The organism is Catellatospora bangladeshensis, assembly GCF_016862575.1.
GTDB classification, from domain to species: Bacteria; Actinomycetota; Actinomycetes; order Mycobacteriales; family Micromonosporaceae; genus Catellatospora; species Catellatospora bangladeshensis.
Genome location: NZ_BONF01000051.1, coordinates 24,578 through 43,083, shown reverse-complemented (window position 1 = coordinate 43,083; position 18,506 = coordinate 24,578). Strand labels below are relative to the sequence as shown.

At 71.4% G+C, this 18,506-nt stretch carries 16 protein-coding genes and 1 riboswitch; of the genes, 15 read left to right on the top strand and 1 reads right to left on the bottom strand.

The genetic code is table 11. The features are described 5' to 3' along the window. Positions 1 to 166 precede the first annotated feature (166 nt). The 12 genes from Cba03nite_RS35020 to paaN all read left to right on the top strand — a co-directional run bounded on the left by Cba03nite_RS35020 (position 167) and on the right by paaN (position 14,113). Positions 167 to 952 (top strand): DeoR/GlpR family DNA-binding transcription regulator, encoded by a 786-nt coding sequence (locus Cba03nite_RS35020; RefSeq protein ID WP_203755994.1) that lies wholly within the window; start codon positions 167 to 169, stop codon positions 950 to 952. 248 nt (positions 953 to 1,200) lie between these two features. Beyond that, on the top strand, positions 1,201 to 2,190 hold the full coding sequence (locus Cba03nite_RS35015; RefSeq protein WP_203755992.1) for an ABC transporter ATP-binding protein: 990 nt from the start codon (positions 1,201 to 1,203) through the stop codon (positions 2,188 to 2,190). After that, complete coding sequence (locus tag Cba03nite_RS35010; protein ID WP_203755990.1) at positions 2,187 to 3,200, top strand: ABC transporter permease subunit; 1,014 nt, start codon at positions 2,187 to 2,189, stop codon at positions 3,198 to 3,200. Before Cba03nite_RS35015 ends, Cba03nite_RS35010 begins: the two co-directional genes overlap by 4 nt. A gap of 155 nt (positions 3,201 to 3,355) precedes the next feature. Next, complete coding sequence (locus Cba03nite_RS35005) at positions 3,356 to 3,757, top strand: DUF3263 domain-containing protein (RefSeq protein ID WP_203755988.1); 402 nt, start codon at positions 3,356 to 3,358, stop codon at positions 3,755 to 3,757. Positions 3,758 to 3,855: 98 nt separating this feature from the next. Beyond that, positions 3,856 to 6,741, top strand: a complete 2,886-nt coding sequence (locus tag Cba03nite_RS35000) for an ATP-binding cassette domain-containing protein (RefSeq protein WP_203755986.1) — start codon at positions 3,856 to 3,858, stop codon at positions 6,739 to 6,741. Beyond that, positions 6,738 to 7,619: an ABC transporter permease gene (locus tag Cba03nite_RS34995; RefSeq protein ID WP_203755983.1), complete on the top strand. Its 882-nt coding sequence runs from the start codon at positions 6,738 to 6,740 to the stop codon at positions 7,617 to 7,619. The genes Cba03nite_RS35000 and Cba03nite_RS34995 overlap by 4 nt, the downstream gene beginning before the upstream one ends. 172 nt (positions 7,620 to 7,791) lie before the next feature. After that, positions 7,792 to 8,073, top strand: a complete 282-nt coding sequence (locus tag Cba03nite_RS34990; RefSeq protein WP_203755980.1) for a hypothetical protein — start codon at positions 7,792 to 7,794, stop codon at positions 8,071 to 8,073. Next, positions 8,063 to 8,842, top strand: a complete 780-nt coding sequence (locus tag Cba03nite_RS34985) for a hypothetical protein (protein ID WP_203755978.1) — start codon at positions 8,063 to 8,065, stop codon at positions 8,840 to 8,842. The genes Cba03nite_RS34990 and Cba03nite_RS34985 overlap by 11 nt, the downstream gene beginning before the upstream one ends. A 139-nt stretch (positions 8,843 to 8,981) precedes the next feature. Beyond that, a riboswitch (SAM riboswitch) is annotated at positions 8,982 to 9,095 on the top strand. Between the two features lie 10 nt (positions 9,096 to 9,105). After that, the gene (gene thrC / locus Cba03nite_RS34980) at positions 9,106 to 10,386 is read left to right on the top strand and encodes a threonine synthase (RefSeq protein ID WP_203755976.1); all 1,281 of its coding nucleotides are present in this window, start codon (positions 9,106 to 9,108) and stop codon (positions 10,384 to 10,386) included. A 131-nt stretch (positions 10,387 to 10,517) separates the two neighbouring features. Then, the gene (locus tag Cba03nite_RS34975; protein ID WP_203755975.1) at positions 10,518 to 11,558 is read left to right on the top strand and encodes a GNAT family N-acetyltransferase; all 1,041 of its coding nucleotides are present in this window, start codon (positions 10,518 to 10,520) and stop codon (positions 11,556 to 11,558) included. Between the two features lie 74 nt (positions 11,559 to 11,632). Then, positions 11,633 to 12,421 (top strand): DUF8814 domain-containing protein, encoded by a 789-nt coding sequence (locus Cba03nite_RS34970; RefSeq protein ID WP_203755974.1) that lies wholly within the window; start codon positions 11,633 to 11,635, stop codon positions 12,419 to 12,421. Positions 12,422 to 12,469: 48 nt separating this feature from the next. Then, on the top strand, positions 12,470 to 14,113 hold the full coding sequence (gene paaN / locus Cba03nite_RS34965; RefSeq protein ID WP_203755972.1) for a phenylacetic acid degradation protein PaaN: 1,644 nt from the start codon (positions 12,470 to 12,472) through the stop codon (positions 14,111 to 14,113). A gap of 77 nt (positions 14,114 to 14,190) precedes the next feature. Here the strand turns inward: paaN and Cba03nite_RS34960 are convergent, their stop codons facing one another. Next, positions 14,191 to 15,033, bottom strand: a complete 843-nt coding sequence (locus Cba03nite_RS34960; protein WP_203755962.1) for a serine hydrolase — start codon at positions 15,031 to 15,033, stop codon at positions 14,191 to 14,193. Between the two features lie 272 nt (positions 15,034 to 15,305). On the opposite strand from Cba03nite_RS34960, the gene Cba03nite_RS34955 reads away from it, so the two are divergent. The 3 genes from Cba03nite_RS34955 to groL all read left to right on the top strand — a co-directional run bounded on the left by Cba03nite_RS34955 (position 15,306) and on the right by groL (position 18,392). After that, positions 15,306 to 15,509, top strand: coding sequence for a cold-shock protein (locus Cba03nite_RS34955; RefSeq protein WP_033342363.1), 204 nt, complete (start codon positions 15,306 to 15,308; stop codon positions 15,507 to 15,509). Positions 15,510 to 15,609: 100 nt separating this feature from the next. After that, positions 15,610 to 16,584, top strand: coding sequence for a hypothetical protein (locus Cba03nite_RS34950; RefSeq protein WP_203755960.1), 975 nt, complete (start codon positions 15,610 to 15,612; stop codon positions 16,582 to 16,584). 185 nt (positions 16,585 to 16,769) lie between these two features. Further along, entirely contained in the window at positions 16,770 to 18,392 is a 1,623-nt protein-coding gene (gene groL, locus Cba03nite_RS34945; RefSeq protein ID WP_203755959.1) for a chaperonin GroEL, read from the top strand. The last annotated feature ends 114 nt before the right edge of the window (positions 18,393 to 18,506 follow it).

Below are 18,506 nucleotides of genomic sequence, written 5' to 3'. Positions count from 1 at the left end.
GTGCGCGTAACGGTTCGAAAGTACGGTGTTTCGCGCGCTATTCTGCGTGACGCCTCTGCCGAAGGCAACTCAAGAGTCACATACGCGCAGCACATCGCGTTGCATGGGCCGGTTTCGCGCACTAGTGTGCACGCATCCGCTCAGAAATCGCGCAAACGGAGGATCGGTGGACCGGTACGCCCGCTGGAACGCGCTGCTGGAACTGCTCACCGACTCCGGCCGGGTCACCGTCGAGGAGGCCGCCGAGCGGCTCGACGTCTCCCAGGCCACCATCCGCCGCGACTTCGACCAGCTCGCGCAGCAGCAGATGATCACGCGTACCCGGGGCGGGGCGGTGGCCAGCGGCGTCTCGTACGACCTGCCGCTGCGCTACAAGACCGCCAAGCACTCGGCCGAGAAGCAGCGCATCGGCGCCGCCGCGGCCGCGCTGGTGCAGCCCGGCATGGTGGTCGGCCTCAACGGCGGCACCACCACCACCGAGGTGGCGCGGGCGCTGGCCGTGCGCCCCGAGCTGAACTCGACCTCCGAGGGCGCGCAGCTCACCGTCGTCACCAACGCGCTGAACATCGCCAACGAGCTGCTGGTCCGCTCCCGGATGAAGATCGTGGTCACCGGCGGCGTGGTGCGCCCGCAGTCGTTCGAGCTGGTCGGCCCGCTCGGTGGCGGCATCCTGCGCGAGGTCACCCTGGACCTGGTGCTGCTCGGCGTGGACGCGATCGACGTGACGCTCGGCGCGGCCGCCCACCACGAGGGCGAGGCGGCGATGAACTCGCTGATGGTGGCGAGGGCCAAGCGGGTCGCCATCATCGCGGACTCGTCCAAGCTGGGCAGCCACGCGTTCGCCCGCATCTGCGCCGTCGAGCGCATCGAAACCCTGATCACGGACTCCAACGCGGACCCCGCCGCCGTCGCCGCCTTCCGCGTCGCGGGCCTCAACGTCATCGCCGCCTGACCGGCCCGACCCGTGGGCCGCCGCGTCGGGCGCTCTTGATCGTCCGACTTGCCTGGCACATGGGCGAATCATGAACGCGCATACCGCCATGTGCCTGGCAAATCGGATGACCTTGGTCGCGGCGCGGCGGAGGGTGTGTACGCAGGGTGATGTGGTTGGTGGGTTGTGAAGGATCGGGGGAGAGCGGGGGTGCGTGGGGGGTGCATACCTCGTAGGGTGCGGTGGTCATCGTTAGCTAGGAGGTCCCTGTGACCGCTGTCTTGGAGATCCAAGGCCTGACAAAGACGTACCGTGCCCGGGGCGGACCTCGCCGGGCGCTGGACGGCTTCGAGATGTACGTGGAAGCCGGCCAGGTGCACGGCTTCCTCGGGCCGAACGGCTCCGGCAAGACCACCACCCTGCGTACGCTGCTCGGCCTGATCAGGCCGGACAGTGGTGACCTGCGGATCCTGGGCCGGCCGGTGCCGGCCGAGCTGCCGCAGGTCATCGCGCACGTCGGGGCGATCGTGGAGAGCCCGCAGTTCTTCCCCCACTTCTCCGCCCGGGACACCCTGTCGCTGCTGGCCGACGCGGGCAACCTGCCGCAATCGCGCGTCGACTGGGCCCTGGAGCTGGTCGGTCTGCGCGACCGCGCCAAGGAGCGGGTCAAGACGTACTCCCTCGGTATGAAGCAGCGGCTGGCGGTCGCTTCGGCGCTGCTCAAGCAGCCGAAGCTGCTGATCCTGGACGAGCCGGCCAACGGCCTGGACCCGGGTGGCATCCGCGAGATGCGGGACATGATGGCGACGCTGTCGGCGGGCGGCATGACCGTCGTGCTGTCCAGCCACATCCTCGGCGAGGTGCAGCTGATCTGTGACAGCGTCACGATCATCTCGCTGGGCCGGCGGGTGGCCGCGGGCCCGGTGGCCGAGGTGCTGCAGGCGCACTCGTCCGGCCAGGTGCGGGTCGCCCTGGAGACCGCGGCGGACCTGAGCGCCGCGGCGCAGGTGCTGGTGGCGGCCGGGATGCAGCTGCAGGCGCACGCCGACCACCTGATGCTGACCGGGGTCGACAAGCCCGCGCTGGTCGCCCGGTTGCTGGCCGAGCGCCAGCTCTACGTCTCGGAGCTGGCTCCGGTCCACGCCGACCTGGAAAGCGTGTTCCTGGAGCTGACCGGCACCGCCCCGGTGCCCGGCCAGGCCCGTCAGGTCGATCAGAGCGTGAAGCCGGACACGGCGCAGGACGGAGTATCGGCATGAGTCTGGTCAGGGCGGAGCGGCGCAGGTTCTTCAAGCGCCGGCTCATCAAGTGGCTGGTCGTCGTCGGCGTGGTGATCCTCGGCGTGATCGCGACCGCGGTGTTCTTCGACAACCAGAAGGTGTCGGCGGAGACCCTCGCGTCGGCGGAGGCTAAGGCCGAGGCGGAGTACGACTTCGCGATGGCGGACTTCCAGCGGCAGCTGAAGGCCTGCCAGGAGGTGCCGTCGGGCAACGTCAAGCCGGAATACTGCCAGTGGGTGGAGAGCGGCGAGCAGCCGCAGCGCGACTGGTACCGCGCCGAGTACTACATGCCCTCGACGTTCGTGTTCAAGGGACAGTTCGAGGAGATGATCGTCGTCTGGGCGGCGATCATGGCGGTGATCGCGTTCGTGATCGGAGCGTCGTTCGTCGGGGCGGAGTGGAGCACCGGCTCCATGTCCAGCCTGCTGACGTGGCGGCCGAAGCGGATGTCGGTGCTGGGCACCAAGCTCGCCGTGCTGGTCGGCTGGCTCACCACGATCGCGGTGGTCACCGGCGGTCTGTGGACGGCGGCGCTGTGGGCGACCGCGGTGTATCGCGGCAGCACGGCGGGCATGACCCCGGGCACCTGGCAGTCGCTGGGCCTGACCGGGCTGCGCGGCCTGGGCCTGATCGTCGCCATCGGCGTGCTCGGCTTCGCGCTGGCCACGCTCGGGCGGCACACCGGTGTGGCGCTGGGCGTCGCGCTGGCCGTGGTCGTCGTCGGCCAGGTCGGCCTGACCATCCTGCTGCTGATGCTGCGCGTGCCGTACCCGGAGATGTACCTGATCCCGACCCATCTGCAGGCGTGGATGTCGAAGGTGGTGCAGGTCAGCAACCCGTTCGCGAACCCGGCCGACTGCATGGGCGGCCAGTGCGTGGAGCAGGTGAAGTCCATCACCTGGCAGGACACCGGCTCGATCACGCTGGGCGCGATCGTGGTGCTGCTGGTGCTCGCGTTCTGGCAGATGCGGCGCCGCGACGTGAGCTGACGGTCACGTTAAACAGCAGGCGGCCGGGGGTATGTCAAACCCCGGCCGCCTTCCTCATGTGGCACGGCAACCCGCTCCGGCGGCCTTTCGTTGATCTCGACAGGGCACCTAGACTCGGTGAACGTGGTTCGCGGGGAGGGGACAAAATGGAGCAGATGAGGCAGCGCACGCGTGCCGACGAAGCCGACCCGGCCGAGCTGCCCCTGATCCCCGTTCCGCGCCGCGAACCGGCCCAGCTCGACCCCGCCGCCACGGGCGTGCTGCCCGCCGAGAGCGACGACGAGGTCGACTCCGACCTGCCCGCGCCGGTCGGCGTGGTGGAGGGCGGGCTCGACGAGCGCGAGCGGCACATCCTCGCCTTCGAGAAGCAGTGGTGGCGCCATGCCGGGGCCAAGGAGCAGGCGATCCGGGACGGCTTCGGGCTCTCCGCGACGCGTTACTACCAGCTGCTGAACGCGCTGCTGGACAACCCGGCCGCGCTGGAGCTGGAGCCGGTGCTGGTGGCCCGGCTGCGCCGGTTGCGCGGCAGCCGCGCGCGCACCCGCAGCACCCGCTGAAGCCTGAAAGCCACCCGCACGCGACCTGAAAGAACTCTCAGCTGCGCTGGGGGTTCTCCCTGAGGGGACCGGGGGCGCGGAGCCGTACTGTGGCGGGCATGCGCGCGTTCGGGTCCCGGTTGCGGGCGAAGCTGAACAGACGGTGGCTCGCGGGCGGTCTCGCCGCCGCGGTGCTGGCCGGTGGCGTGGCCTGGGCGCTCTCGCCCGCCGACCCCGGTTACCGCACGATCGACGAGCGGGTGACGGTGCGCACCGGCCCGGCCGGCGACCAGACCGCCACCCTCGACACCCGCCTCTACCTGCCCGACGGCGCGTCCGCGTCGCACAAGGTGCCCGCGCTGCTGCTCGGGCACGGGTTCGGCGGCACCAAGGAGAGCGTCTCGGCCGACGCCAAGGACCTGGCCGGGCTCGGCTACGCGGTGCTCACCTGGACCGCGCAGGGCCTCGGCGCGAGCACCGGGCAGATCCACCTGAACTCCCCGGACTGGGAGGTCAAGGACGCCCAGGGCCTGCTCGACCACCTGGCCGCCCGGCCGGAGATCATGCTCGACGGGCCCGGCGACCCGCGCGCGGGCGCGATGGGCGGCTCGTACGGCGGCAACCTGTCGCTGATGCTGGCCGCGCAGGACCGGCGGCTCGACGCGATCGTCCCCATGATCACGTGGAACGACCTCGGCCAGTCCCTGTTCCAGCAGTCGCTGGCCGACAAGCCCGGCGACGGCGTGCTCAAGCAGGCCTGGGCCGGGATCTTCTTCGGCTCCGGCATGGGCGGCGGGCGCGGCGGCGGCCTGAACCTGGACGCCCTCGGCGCGACCGGCGGCGATGGCGACGGCTCGGGCGACGGCCAGGGCGGCGAGGGCGTCACCGGCGGCTCCGGCACGGGAGACGCGAACGGCACGCCGGGCGACCGCGGCGGCGCGGCCCTCGATCCGCAGTGCGGGCGGTGGGCCGCCGACGTCTGCGAGACCTACCTGCGGGTGGCCGCCACCGGCCGCCTCGACGACCCGGCCCGGCAGCTGCTGGCCCAGCGCAGCCCCGCCACTGTCCTCGGCCGGATCAAGGCGCCCACGCTGCTGATCCAGGGTGAGACCGATTCGCTGTTCCCGCTGGCCGAGGCCGACGCCAACGCGCGCGGCATCGCCGCCAACGGCACCCCGGTGCGGGTGGCCTGGTTCACCGGCGGCCACGACGGCGGCGACGGCCCGCAGTCCGACCAGGACCGGCTCAAGTACCTCATCGCGACGTGGTTCGACCACTACCTCAAGGGCAACGGCGACGCGCCCGCGAACAGCTTCACCTACTCCCGGATCACCGGCCTGGACGCCGTCGACCGGGGTCAGATGGCCACCGGCTACCAGGTGACCGACTACCCCGGCCTGGGTGGCGGGCAGACGCTGCAGGTGCCGGTGAGCGGTCGCCCGCGCAGCATCGCCAACCCGCCCAACGGCACCCCGGCCGCGCTGTCCTCGCTGCCCGGCGCCGGTTCGCTGGCCAGCCTGATCAGCGGGGCCGCCGCGACCGACCTGCCCGGCCAGCACGCGCGCTTCGAGTCCGCGCCGCTGGAGCAGACCGTCTCCGTGGTCGGCGCGCCCCAGGTCAGCATCAAGGCCGCGTCGCCGACCGGGGAGGCGGTGCTGTTCGTCAAGCTGTACGACGTCGACCCCGGCGGCCGCGCCACGCTCAGCGGCGGCCTGGTCGCCCCGGTCCGGCTGACCGGCCTGCCCGCCGACCTGGCCCAGGCGCAGCCGGTGCGGGTGAGCCTGCCCGGCATCGTGCACGAGATCGAGGCCGGGCACCGGCTGCGTGTCACCATCGCCACCGCCGACCAGTCGTACCTCGGCCCGGCGAACCCGGTCGAGTACACCGTGGCGGTCGGCGACGGCAACAGCGGCGCGGTCACCCTGCCCACGGTCACCGCGACGCCCATCGCGACCGCCGACACGCTGTGGCTGTACGTGCTGCTCGGCCTGCTGGCGCTGATCGCGCTCGGGCTGGCCGTGGTCATCGTGGTGGCCCGGCGGCGGCACCGGCGGGTGGACCACTCGGTGTCGGCCGAGCACGCGGACACGCCGCTGTGGGTGCGCGGCCTGCGCAAGACGTACGGCGACTTCGTCGCGGTCGACGAGATCAGCTTCACCGTGGAGCGCGGCCAGGTGGTCGGCCTGCTCGGCCCGAACGGCGCCGGCAAGACCACCAGCCTGCGCGTGCTGATGGGCCTCACCCAGGCCACCGCGGGCGAGGTGCTCATCTTCGGCCACCGGCTCGCGCCGGGCGCCCCGGTGCTGTCCCGCATCGGCGCGCTGGTCGAGGGCCCCGGCTTCCTGCCGCACCTGACCGGCGAGCAGAACCTCACCGCGTACTGGCGGGCCACCGGCCGCCCGTGGGAGGAGGCCCAGTTCGAGCGGGCCCTGGAGATCGCCGGGCTCGGCGACGCGGTCAAGCGCAAGGTCAAGAACTACAGCCACGGTATGAAGCAGCGCCTGGCCGTGGCCCAGGCCATGCTCGGCCTGCCGGAACTGCTGGTGCTCGACGAGCCGACGGACGGGCTCGACCCGCCGCAGATCGCCGAGATGCGCCGGGTGCTGCAGCGCTACGCCGAGAACGGGCGCGCGGTGCTGGTCTCCAGCCACCTGCTGGCCGAGGTCGAGCAGACCTGCACCCACGCGGTGGTCGTGCACAAGGGCCGGGTCGTCGCGTCCGGCCGGGTCGACGAGATCGTCGGGGACAGCCCGACCACGCTGCTCGACGTCACCGACATCGACCTGGCCAGCAAGACGCTGGACCGGCTCGACGGCGTCGCCGGGTACGCGGTCGACGGCGAGCGCACGCTCGTGGTGGACCTCGGCGACCTGAGCCGCACCGAGGCGGTGTCCGCGCTGGTGCGGGCCGGGGTCGGCATCGACCGGGTGACGCCGCGGCGGCGCCTGGAGGACGCGTTCCTGGCCCTGGTGGGCGACTCGACGGCGGGAAGTGGGGACCGATGAGCACGACGGCTGTTCCGCAGGCGGACGGCGCGGCGGCGGGCTACCGCCCGGCCCGCACGCTGACCTACGCGACCGAGTTCGCCCGGCAGTGGCGGCGCAAGCGGACCCAGCTCGCGCTGGGCTTCATGGTGCTGCTGCCGATCATCCTGCTGATCGCGTTCGAGCTGGGCGGGGAGGACGACGACGGGCGCTCCGGCCGGGGCCAGTTCTCGCAGCTGTCCGACGCCGCGATCTCCGGCGGCCTGAACTTCGCCATGTTCGCGCTGTTCGTCTCGGCCAGCTTCCTGCTGGTCGTGGTGGTGGCGCTGTTCCACGGCGACACCGTCGCCTCGGAGGCGAGCTGGGGCAGCCTGCGCTACCTGCTCGCGGTGCCGGTGCCCCGGGCCCGCCTGCTCGGCATCAAGCTCGCGGTCGCGCTGAGCTACTCCGCTCTGGCCATGCTGACCCTGCTCGGCACGGCCCTGCTGCTCGGCTCGCTGCGCTACGGCTGGCACCCGCTCCAGTCCGGCCTGGCCGCCGAGATCCCGCCCGCCGAGGGCGTGCTGCGCCTGCTCGCCACCGCCGGCTTCCTCGGCGTCAACATGCTCGTCGTAGCGGGCCTGGCCTTCCTGCTCTCGGTCCTGACCGACGCCCCGCTCGGCGCGGTCGGCGGCGCGGTCCTGCTCTACATCGTCTCGTCGATCCTCGACCAGATCACCGCCCTCGGCGAACTCCGCAACTTCCTCCCCACCCACTTCGCCCAGGCCTACCTCGGCCTGCTGACCACCCCGATGCAGTTCGACGACATCATCAAGGGCACCATCTCCGCGATCTGCTACTTCACGCTCTTCACGGCCCTGGCCTTCGCCCGCTTCACCCGTAAGGACGTCGTCTCCTAACCCCGCGTGGCCTCAAGCAAGATCACGACGATCTTGCGTGAACTGTTGCTGATACGCCTGATTGGTGCGTGTCGTACCCACAGCTCACGCAAGATCGTCGCGGTTTGGGGCCTGACGTGACGCTTACATTGCGCGGGGCGGGGGTTTACCGAGGGCGCGCAGAGTGCCGGGCATGAGACGTGCCATCGCTATGACGGCGGTCGCCGTGGCCCTGGGGCTGGCGCTGACCGGGTGCCGGGGTGCGGGTGGGCGGGACGCGCAGTCGCCGGTCCGGCCCGACACCGCCGCGACCGTGAGCACGCCGGCCGCGCCGGCGCCGCAGGAGACCGCCCCCGCCGACCCGGCCGCCGCCGCGGGCCGGGCCGACCAGGACCTCGCCGAGCTGGACAGGCTCCTGGGCGAGCTGGACGGGCAGCTGAAGAAGGCAGAGGAGAGCCCGAACGATGAGGACTGAACCGCTGATCCGCCGCGCCCTGGTGAGCACGGCCGCGCTGCTCGCGGTGACCGCGCTGGGTGCTGCAATCGCCCTGCCCGCCCAGGCCGCTGCCGCCCTGCCCGCCCAGGCCGCTGCTCCGGCTCCGGCCACGCGTGCCGGGTCACCGGCGGCGACGGCGGACAAGGCCGCCACGCTGGACGCCGCGAAGAAGCTGACCACCGCGCGCATCGACGGACGCCTGGCGATGCTCAAGGTGAGCGGGGTGGCGATCCGCAACGCGGCCCGCCTGACCGACGCGCACCAGGCCGCCCTGCAGAAGATCATCGACGCGGACCTGGCCGGGCTGACCGAGCTGCGCGCGAAGGTCGCCGCCGAGACCACCGTCGAGGCGGTCCGCGCGGACGCCCGCAGCATGGTCGAGGACTACCGCGTCTACCTGCTGGTCCGCCCGCAGGTGCACCTGACCGTCGCGGCCGACGTGGAGTCGGCGGCGCTGACCCGCCTGCGCGACGCGCACGGCAAGCTCGCCGAGGCGGTCGCCGCCGCCAAGGCCGCGGGCAGGGACGTCGGCGACGCCGAGGCGAAACTCGCCCACCTGAAGGCCGAACTCGACGCCGTGGACCTGGCCGGAGTGGCCGACACCCTGCTCGCCGTCGAGCCGGGCCCGGACGCCGCCGCGATCCGCACCAAGACCGGCGCCGCCCGTGCCGCCGTGCGCGCCGCCCGCACCCACCTGCGCGCTGCGCTCGCCGACGCGAAGGCCGTACGCGACATCCTCAAACCCTGACCCCCGAAAGGAAGGGCACCTTCTTAACGCCATGCGTATAAGAAGGTGCCCTTCCCGACGTTCGTGAGGTCCATCTCACCCGGTGAGAACGCTGGCCCGGGGGAGAACGGTTCTGATTAACTGCAAAGCACAACTGAATACCTCATCCAGAGGAGCTGAGGGACACGGCCCGATGACGCTCCGGCAACCACCATCGATGGCAGGTGCCAACTCCGTCCGGCGGGCCAGATCGGCGACGCCGGGAAGATGAGAGGAAACATCTCATGACGTCTGCCGTCATCTCGCCGCTCGGTGTCGACTCGCCCGCTCGTGGGCTGGAGTGCCGCGGCTGCGGCGCCCGCTTCCCGCTCGCCGCGCAGCACGCGTGTTACGAGTGTTTCGGCCCGCTCGAGGTCTGGTACGACGCGGACGCGCTCGCCACGGTGACCCGCGCGCAGATCGAGGCGGGGCCCAAGAACATCTGGCGTTACGCCGGGCTGCTGCCCGCCGGCCAGCGCGCCGCCGACCGGGTGTCGCTCGACCCCGGCTTCACGCCGCTGGTCCGCGCCGACGCGCTCGCCGCCGAGATCGGCCTGCGCGCGCCGCTGTGGGTGAAGGACGACTCGGCCAACCCGACGCACTCCTTCAAGGACCGTGTGGTGTCGGTGGCGCTGACCGCCGCCAAGGCGCTCGGGTTCACCCGCTACGCCTGCGCCTCGACCGGCAACCTGGCCAACTCGGTGGCCGCGCACGCGGCCCGCGCCGGGGTCCCGTCGATCGTGTTCATCCCGTGGGACCTGGAGCCCGGCAAGATCATCACGACCGCCGTGTACGGCGGCGACCTGGTCGCCATCGAGGGCTCCTACGACGACGTGAACCGCCTCTGCTCGGAGCTGGTCGAGACCGACGAGTTCGAGGACACCGCGTTCGTGAACGTGAACGTGCGCCCGTTCTACGCCGAGGGCTCCAAGACGCTCGGCTACGAGGTGGCCGAGCAGCTCGGCTGGCGCATCCCGGCCCAGGTCGTCATCCCGATGGCCTCGGGCGAGCTGCTGACCAAGGTGGACAAGGCGTTCGAGGAGCTGGTCGCGGCCGGTCTGGCGGTGGCGCCCGAGGGCGGCTGGAAGGTGTTCGGCGCGCAGTCGCTGGGCTGCAACCCGATCGCGACCGCGCTGCACGCCGGCACCGACGTGATCACCCCCGTGAAGCCGACCGGCATCGCGAAGTCGCTGAACATCGGCGACCCGGCGGCCGGCCTGTACGCGCTGGAGGCGGTGCGCCGCACCGGCGGCTGGATGGACTACGCCTCCGACGACGAGATCCGCGACGGCATCCGCCTGCTGGCGCGCACCACCGGCGTCTTCGCCGAGACCGCGGGCGGCGTGACCACCGCCGTCACCGCGAAGCTGGTCGCCTCCGGCAAGCTCGACCCCACCCTGGAGACCGTCGTCTACAACACCGGCGAGGGCCTCAAGACCCTGGACGCCGTCGCCGCCCTGGTCGGCCCCACCTACCGCGTCAAGCCGTCCCTGCGCGCCGCCCGCGAGGCCGGCCTCCTCGGCTGATGAAAGGAAGGGCACCTTCTTAACGGTCTACGTAGAGGAAGGTGCCCTTCTTAACGCGGGCAGGCGCCCTGGACGTGGGCGGCGCCGAAAACGGGGTGCGGTTCGGCGGCTCGGCGGGAACCCTGGCGGGCATGAGCCTTCACATCGCGCCCGTCGACGCCGACGATCCCGCCTCGGTCGCCGCCTGGGTCCAGGTCATGAGCCAGGTATGCGACCACGAGACACCACACTTCCCACGGATATCCGAACGGGCCGGGCAGCTGATGCAGAGGCATCGCTTCCCGGCCCGCGTCGTGCGGGACAGGGTGGCGTGGCTGGACGGGGTGCCGGTGGGCCGGCTCGAACTGGTCTACATGACCGAGCAGAACCTCAAGCACCTCGTCTTCACGCTGGAGGTGGTGCCCGCCTACCGGCGCCGGGGCATCGGCCGCGCGCTGTTCGAGCACGTGCTGGCGTACGCGCGCGAACACGGCCTCACCGAGCTGGTCTCCAGCTCCAGCCTGTCGATGCCCGGCCTGCCCGCCCCCGACGAGGCCGGTCCGGCGTTCGCGACCGCGCTCGGCTTCACCAACACGCTGCCCGAGGTGCAGCGGCGCCTGTCGATGGCTGACGTGGACGAGAACGTGCTGGCCGGGATGGAGGCCGCGGCGCGAGCCAAGGCGGCGGGGTATCGCCTGGTCCACTGGCACGGCGCGGCCCCGGCCGAGCTGGTGGAGCGCCTGGCCTACCTCGACTCGCGGCTGATGACCGACGCGCCCATGGGCGATCTCAAGGTGGAGCCGGAGAAACCGGACGTGACCCGGTTCCGCCGGATCGAGGAGGTCGTCGCGGCCCGGCAGCGGCGCACGTATCACGCGGGTGCGGTGCACGAGGACTCCGGCGACCTGGTCGCCTGGACCTTCATCTCGATCGGGGAGGCGCCCTGGCACGCCTTCCAGCAGATCACCATCGTCGACCCGAAGCACCGCGGCCACCGGCTGGGCGCGCTGGTGAAGGTGGCCAACCTGCGCTACTTCCGGGAGAACGAGCCGCAGATCGAGCACATCGACACGTTCAACGCGGCGGAGAACAGCTACATGGTCTCGATCAACGAGCAGATGGGCTTCCGCCGGATGGCCGCGTTCCAGACCTGGCAGCGTGATCTGGACCCGGCGACCGAACAACCGGCATAAAAGGGGCGGTTTGCCTGAAACGGACTGGCGGTTCGCCCAGCACCAGGCCGGGCGCATGATCGTTGATCAGGGACATGAGGCGTCGTTTGCTCGTGTCCCTGATCGCTGTCCTCAGTGTGGTCCCGGCGCTGCTCGTCGCGACCGCACCCGCCAGTTCGGCCCCGCCCGCGGGCGGCACCCTGGTCGCGAAGATCTACGCCACCCGCGAGGGCCTGGTCGGCTGGAAGACCGCCAACGGCCACACCATCAAGAAGCGGGACTGGTTCGCGGCGCTGCCGTCCTGGCGCGCGCTGAACGACCGCGGCGAGGGCGACCGGAGCGTACGGGTCTGCCACGAGGGCAACGACCGCTGCGTGTTCCTGCCGGTGTGGGACGTCGGCCCGTGGAACACCAAGGACGACTACTGGGCCGAGGACCGGCACATGTGGGACGAGCTGCCCCGCGGCAAGCCCCAGGCGCAGGCGGCGTACCAGGACGACCACAACGACGGCGAGGACGAGTTCGGCCGCGAGGTGCGCAACCCGGCCGGCATCGACATCGCCGACGGCGCGTTCTGGGACGGGCTCGGCCTGACCGACAACGCCTGGGTGCACGTCACCTACCTGTGGACCGGCGCGGGCGACCGCGGCGAGGTCGACACCGACGGCGAGTGGCTGCGGGTGCGCTCGGCCCCCAGGGTCAAGGCGTCGCTGCGCGGCGGCGCCGGGGACTACGCCCGGCTGCCGATCCGGTGCCAGGTCAGGGGCGACAAGGTCGAGGGCACGGTACGCACCACCGACCTGTGGAACCGGGTCGGCGACGGCATCTACGTCTCCCACGCGTACGTCCGCCTGCTCGACGGCGCGAAGCCACGAAAGTGCTGATCAAGCCGGGAGGGTGGCGCCGCTCACGGCGTCGGGCATGATGAGGGCATGACTGCTACCGCCACGGATCTCTTCACCACCCATGAGGAGCTGCTGAACAGCGCGCTGCGGGCGATCACCGAGCGCGGCTACTGGTCGGCGTACCCGGAGTCGCCCAGCCCGAAGGTGTACGGCGAGACCGCCGCCGCCGACGGCAAGGCCGCGTTCACCGCCCTGCTCGGCAAGGACTTCCCGCTGGACCAGCCCGCCGACGAGTGGGTCGCCCCGGAGCGCTCGCCGTTCGGGGTCGCGCTCGACGTGCGATACCCCCGCACGGGGCCGGACGCCCTGATCGCCGCGGCGCAGGCCGCGCTGCCGTCGTGGCGCGACGCGGGTCCGCAGGTGCGCGCGGGCGTGTGCCTGGAGATCCTGGCCCGGCTGCACAAGCGGGTGTTCGAGCTGGCCAACGCGGTGCACGCGACCACCGGCCAGGCGTTCGTGATGGCCTTCCAGGCGGGCGGCCCGCACGCGCTCGACCGCGCGCTGGAGGCGGTGGCGTACGGCTACGCCGAGCAGACCCGGCAGGTCGGCTCGGTGGTGTGGACGAAGAAGGCCGACACCCTGGCCAAGACGTACCACCTGGTGCCGCGCGGCATCGGCCTGGTCATCGGCTGCAACACCTTCCCGACCTGGAACTCGTGGCCGGGCCTGTTCGCCTCGCTGATCACCGGCAACCCGGTGCTGGTCAAGCCGCACCCGCGCGCGGTGCTGCCGCTCGCCATCACCGTGCAGGCCGCCCGCGAGGTGCTGGCCGAGGCCGGGCTCGACCCGAACACGGTGCAGCTCGCCGTCGACACCCGCGAGGCCCCGATCGCCGCCGACCTGGCGCTGCGGCCGGAGGTGCGCATCATCGACTTCACCGGCTCGACCGGCTTCGGCGACTGGCTGGAGGCCAACGCCCGGCAGGCGCAGGTGTACACCGAGAAGGCCGGGGTGAACACGGTCGTCGTCGACTCGACCGACGACTTCGCCGGCATGTGCCGCAACCTGGGCTTCTCGCTGACCCTCTACAGCGGCCAGATGTGCACCACCCCGCAGAACCTGCTCATCCCGGCGGCCGGCATCGAGACCGAGGCCGGGCACAAGAGCTTCGACGAGGTCGTGGCGGGCATCGCCGACGGCGTCCGGGCCATCACCGGCGACCCGGCCAAGGCCGTGGAGCTGACCGGCGCGATCGTCAACGACGACGTGCTGGACCGGATCGAGTCCGCCCGCAAGCTGGGCGACGTCGTGCTCGACTCGGCCGAGCTGGCCCACCCGGCGTACGCGGACGCGGTCTGCCGCACCCCGATGATCGTCAAGGTGACCGACGGCTACGGCACCGAGTGCTTCGGCCCGGTGACCTTCGCGATCCCGACCGACTCGACCGCGCGCAGCATCGAGATCTTCCGCGAGACGGTGGGCGCGAAGGGCGCCATCACCGCCGCCGTCTACAGCACCGACGAGTCCGTGCTGGACGCGGTGGAGCAGGCGGCGCTGGAGGTCGGCGTGCACCTGTCGGCGAACCTGACCGGCGGGATCTTCGTCAACCAGTCCGCCGCCTTCTCCGACTTCCACGCCTCCGGCGCCAACCCGGCCGCCAACGCGGCCCTCACCGACAGCGCGTTCGTCGCGAGCCGCTTCCGCATCATCCAGTCCCGCCGCCCCGCCTGACGCCGAAAGGAAGGGCACCTTCTTAACGCTATGCGTTGTAGAAGGTGCCCTTCTTAACGTTTGCCGGACGGTGCCGCTCAGGGCAGGGCGGGTTTGAGCTGTTCGGCTACCGAGGCGCACAGCTCGCGGCCGTGGTCGAAGCCATAGCGCGACGGGTAGCGCAGCAGCACGCTCATCGCCCACTTGTCGGTCACCGCCAGGCAGGCCAGGTGCCACAGCTTGTCCTCGGCCCGCAGCAGCCAGCCGTTCTTGATGGCGATGGTCGACGCCACCTCCGGCGGGAACACCGCGCGCGGCCCGAAGTCGCCGACGCCGCGGACCAGCCGCATCTGGGTGAGCAGCCAGTCGGTCCAGTGCGGCCCGGCCGCGCGGCCGTCGGCCAGGCAGGCGCCCAGCCGCACCACGTCCCGCGCCGAGACGACCGTGTTCGACCAGTATCCGTCGATCCGGTACGGCTCGGACTCGGTGAGCCCGCACAGCTCGACCATGCGCTCGATGCCCTCGCGGCCGCCGTTGCGCTCGTAGAACTCGTACGCCGCCTTGTTGTCCGAGTCCCGGATCATGATGATCAGCCGGTTCAGGCTGCGCTGGTCCGGGTACTCGGTGCGGCGCAAGAAGTCGGCGGCCAGCCATACCTTGATGAGGGACATGGTGTCGCTCGGTGCGTCCAGGTTGGAGGAGCCGGCGATCTCGCCGGTGCGCCGGTCCAGCAGCGCCCAGCTGCTGAAGCCGTCGACGTCGAGGGTGACCGGCGGCAGCTGCAGCCGCACCGGCGTGGCCGATGCCCCCGTGCCGCCGTCGCCGCGGTCGCCGCCCGGCCCGGGTGCGGTGGCCGGTGCCGCACCGGTGCCCGTGTGCAGCGCCCACTGCATGGCGCCACCGGTGATGAGCAGGCCTACGGCGCAGACGGTGGTCGCCATCAGGGGGATGATCGCGCCCGGCAGACGAAGGGCGAGGGAGCGGCGGTGCTTGTCCACGTTCCACGTAACCTGCGCATGCCCCGCGCGGTCACGCGCAAGATGGTACGCACGGTCAGATTGCCGACTGTCGAACTGTAATGGGAGCGCTACAGGTCCGTTTTGGGGCTGTGCGAGGGCACCGGTGCTCGTGTAGCGTGCGAGGACGGCTGACAACACCAGCCGGGGGTGGGCCGGCAAGGCCACCCAGCTTTACAGAAGTGAGGAAGTGCACCGTGGCACAGGGCACCGTCAAGTGGTTCAACAGCGAGAAGGGCTACGGCTTCATCGCGGTCGACGGAGGGCAGGACGTGTTCGTCCACTTCTCCGCGATCGAGATGGACGGCTACAAGGCGCTCGACGACGGTCAGCGCGTTGAGTTCGAGATCGCCCAGGGCCAGAAGGGCCCCCAGGCTGAGAAGGTCCGGGTCATCGCCTGACCGCTTGGCCATCAAAGCTTGAGCAAGACGAAAGGGTCCTGATCCCACCGGATCGGGGCCCTTCGGCTTGCCCGGCCGCTGTTCTCCGTTGGAGCCGCAGATGACGCAGCCCGCCCCCGACCCGTCGCACCCGGCCGTCCCGCAGCAGGGCTTCCTGCCCCCCGACGGGGCCTACCGGGCGGCCGCGCCGCAGCCCACCGCGGCGGACGATCCGCTGGTGAACCCGCCCGAGCAGCGCATCAACGGCTGGGCCCAGCGCACCGGCATGCTGTTGCGCCGCAGCGCACGTCCGCTCGCGGTCATCTTCACGCTGACCCACGCGTTGCCCGCGATCGGGTTCGGCCTGCTGGCCCGCAGCGCCGGGCTGCGCCTGGGCGAGCTGGACCCGGGCCTGCTCGCGGAGGGCGGGCGGAACAGCATCGTCGGCGTCCTGCTCGCCGCCGGGCTCGCCTACGTCGTGGTGGTGCTGCTACCCCAATTGATCGGGTACGCCGCCGCGACGCACCACGCCACCCGGCAGGCCGCCGGGCTGACCGTCTCCATCGGGCAGTCGCTGCGGTTCGGGCTGCGCCACCTGCTCGGGCTCGCCGGTTACCAGGTGGTCACGTACGTGCTCGTCGGCGTGGCGGTCGCCGGGGTGGCGGCGTGCTGCGTCGGCGCCGCCGACTACCTCGGGCTTGTCCCGGCCGCGCTGGTGTACGCCTACCTCGCGATGGCCACCGCGCTGGTCGGCCCGGCGTACCTGTTGGAGCGGGGCAACGCGATCGCAACCTCGTTCCGGTTGTTCCACGCCGCGCTCTGGCCGAACTGCGCGCGGCTGGCGCTGGTGGGCCTGACGCTGCTCGCGTCGTCGTTCGTCGAGGTGATGGTCACCGAGATCGGGGACCGGACCGCCGCCGCGCTGGGCGTGACCACCGGTGCGCCGCTCATCCCGCTCACCGGGGCGGCGCTCACCGCCGCCGTCGAGGTGCCGCTCACCATGCTGCTGTTCAGCGGCGTGCTCATCACGTACGCCGAGCGCCTCGGCGCCGAGCGCGGGGTCGACACCGCCGGGCTCGCCGGGCGGCTCCGCTGACCTGTGATCATCCCGTGTTCGCTTGCACTCGGGGGGCGAGAGTGCTAAACAGGTGATTGGCACTCTCCGCGCGGGAGTGCCAACACGAGACCAGAAGTCGGAGTGGCGGGGTTGCCGAATGGTGGCAGCCGGTCGTCGCGGGCCAGCCGTCCGACCTCGGAATTGTCCAGGAGGACAACGCCGTTATGGCCAAGATTATTGCGTTCGACGAGGAGGCGCGCCGCGGCCTCGAGCGGGGCATGAACGTCCTCGCTGACGCCGTCAAGGTGACGCTCGGCCCCAAGGGTCGCAACGTCGTGCTCGAGAAGAAGTGGGGCGCCCCCACCATCACCAACGATGGTGTGAGCATCGCCAAGGAGATCGAGCTCGAGGACCCGTACGAGAAGATCGGCGCTGAGCTGGTCAAGGAGGTCGCCAAGAAGACCGACGACGTCGCCGGTGACGGCACGACGACGGCGACCGTCCTGGCGCAGGCGCTGGTCCGTGAGGGTCTGCGCAACGTGGCCGCCGGTGCGAACCCGATGGCCCTGAAGCGTGGCATCGAGGCCGCCGTCAGCTCCGTGGCCGAGGAGCTCTCGAAGCTGGCCAAGGACGTCGAGACGAAGGAGCAGATCGCCTCCACCGCCTCGATCTCCGCGGCTGACCCGACCGTCGGCGAGATCATCGCCGAGGCCATGGACAAGGTCGGCAAGGAAGGCGTCATCACCGTCGAGGAGAGCAACACCTTCGGGCTGGAGCTGGAGCTCACCGAGGGCATGCGCTTCGACAAGGGCTTCAACTCGGCGTACTTCATCACCGACCCCGAGCGCATGGAGGCGGTCCTCGAGGACCCCTACCTGCTGATCGTCAACGGCAAGATCTCCAACGTCAAGGACATGCTGCCGATCCTCGAGAAGGTCATGCAGAGCGGCAAGCCGCTGCTGATCATCGCCGAGGACGTCGAGGGCGAGGCCCTGGCCACCCTGATCGTGAACAAGATCCGCGGCACCTTCAAGTCCGTCGCCGTCAAGGCCCCGGGCTTCGGCGACCGCCGCAAGGCGATGCTGCAGGACATCGCGATCCTGGCCGGCGGCCAGGTCGTGTCCGAGGAGGTCGGCCTCAAGCTGGACAGCGTCGGCCTGGACATGCTGGGCCGCGCCCGCAAGGTCGTCGTGACCAAGGACGAGACCACCATCGTCGACGGCGCCGGTGACGCCGACCAGATCAACGGCCGGGTGAACCAGATCCGCGCCGAGATCGAGAAGTCGGACTCCGACTACGACCGCGAGAAGCTGCAGGAGCGCCTGGCCAAGCTGGCCGGCGGTGTCGCGGTGATCAAGGTCGGCGCGGCCACCGAGGTCGAGCTCAAGGAGCGCAAGCACCGCATCGAGGACGCCGTGCGCAACGCGAAGGCGGCCGTCGAGGAGGGCATCGTCGCCGGCGGCGGCGTGGCCCTGGTGCAGGCCGGCAAGACCGCGTTCGAGAAGCTGGACCTCTCGGGCGACGAGGCCACCGGTGCCAACATCGTGAAGGTCGCGCTCGACGCCCCGCTGCGGCAGATCGCCGTCAACGCGGGCCTCGAGGGTGGCGTCGTGGTGGAGAAGGTGCGCAACCTGGACGCCGGCTGGGGCCTCAACGCCGCCACCGGCGAGTACGTCGACCTGCTCAAGGCCGGCATCCTCGACCCCGCCAAGGTGACCCGCTCGGCGCTGCAGAACGCGGCCTCGATCGCGGCCCTGTTCCTCACCACCGAGGCCGTCGTGGCCGACAAGCCGGAGAAGGCGGCCGCCGCGCCCGCCGGCCCCGGCGGCGGCGAGATGGACTTCTGAGTTCCGTCAGACCCGACGGAAAGGCCCCCGAGCCCACGCTCGGGGGCCTTTCCCGTCCCGCCCCGCTGCCGCCCGGCGGCCCGCGGGCCGCGGCCCGCTCCGATGATCGTTCGA

What these genes read in the sequence shown, in the direction of transcription:
- Cba03nite_RS34950 (WP_203755960.1), top strand. Translation starts at nt 15,610, where the DNA reads ATGACGCAGCCCGCCCCCGACCCGTCGCACCCGGCCGTCCCGCAGCAG.
- Cba03nite_RS35005 (WP_203755988.1), top strand. Translation starts at nt 3,356, where the DNA reads ATGAGGCAGCGCACGCGTGCCGACGAAGCCGACCCGGCCGAGCTGCCC.
- Cba03nite_RS34970 (WP_203755974.1), top strand. Translation starts at nt 11,633, where the DNA reads ATGAGGCGTCGTTTGCTCGTGTCCCTGATCGCTGTCCTCAGTGTGGTC.
- thrC (WP_203755976.1), top strand. Translation starts at nt 9,106, where the DNA reads ATGACGTCTGCCGTCATCTCGCCGCTCGGTGTCGACTCGCCCGCTCGT.
- paaN (WP_203755972.1), top strand. Translation starts at nt 12,470, where the DNA reads ATGACTGCTACCGCCACGGATCTCTTCACCACCCATGAGGAGCTGCTG.
- Cba03nite_RS34995 (WP_203755983.1), top strand. Translation starts at nt 6,738, where the DNA reads ATGAGCACGACGGCTGTTCCGCAGGCGGACGGCGCGGCGGCGGGCTAC.
- Cba03nite_RS34975 (WP_203755975.1), top strand. Translation starts at nt 10,518, where the DNA reads ATGAGCCTTCACATCGCGCCCGTCGACGCCGACGATCCCGCCTCGGTC.
- Cba03nite_RS34990 (WP_203755980.1), top strand. Translation starts at nt 7,792, where the DNA reads ATGAGACGTGCCATCGCTATGACGGCGGTCGCCGTGGCCCTGGGGCTG.
- Cba03nite_RS34985 (WP_203755978.1), top strand. Translation starts at nt 8,063, where the DNA reads ATGAGGACTGAACCGCTGATCCGCCGCGCCCTGGTGAGCACGGCCGCG.
- Cba03nite_RS34960 (WP_203755962.1), bottom strand. Translation starts at nt 15,033, where the DNA reads ATGGCGACCACCGTCTGCGCCGTAGGCCTGCTCATCACCGGTGGCGCC.
- Cba03nite_RS35010 (WP_203755990.1), top strand. Translation starts at nt 2,187, where the DNA reads ATGAGTCTGGTCAGGGCGGAGCGGCGCAGGTTCTTCAAGCGCCGGCTC.
- Cba03nite_RS35000 (WP_203755986.1), top strand. Translation starts at nt 3,856, where the DNA reads ATGCGCGCGTTCGGGTCCCGGTTGCGGGCGAAGCTGAACAGACGGTGG.
- groL (WP_203755959.1), top strand. Translation starts at nt 16,770, where the DNA reads ATGGCCAAGATTATTGCGTTCGACGAGGAGGCGCGCCGCGGCCTCGAG.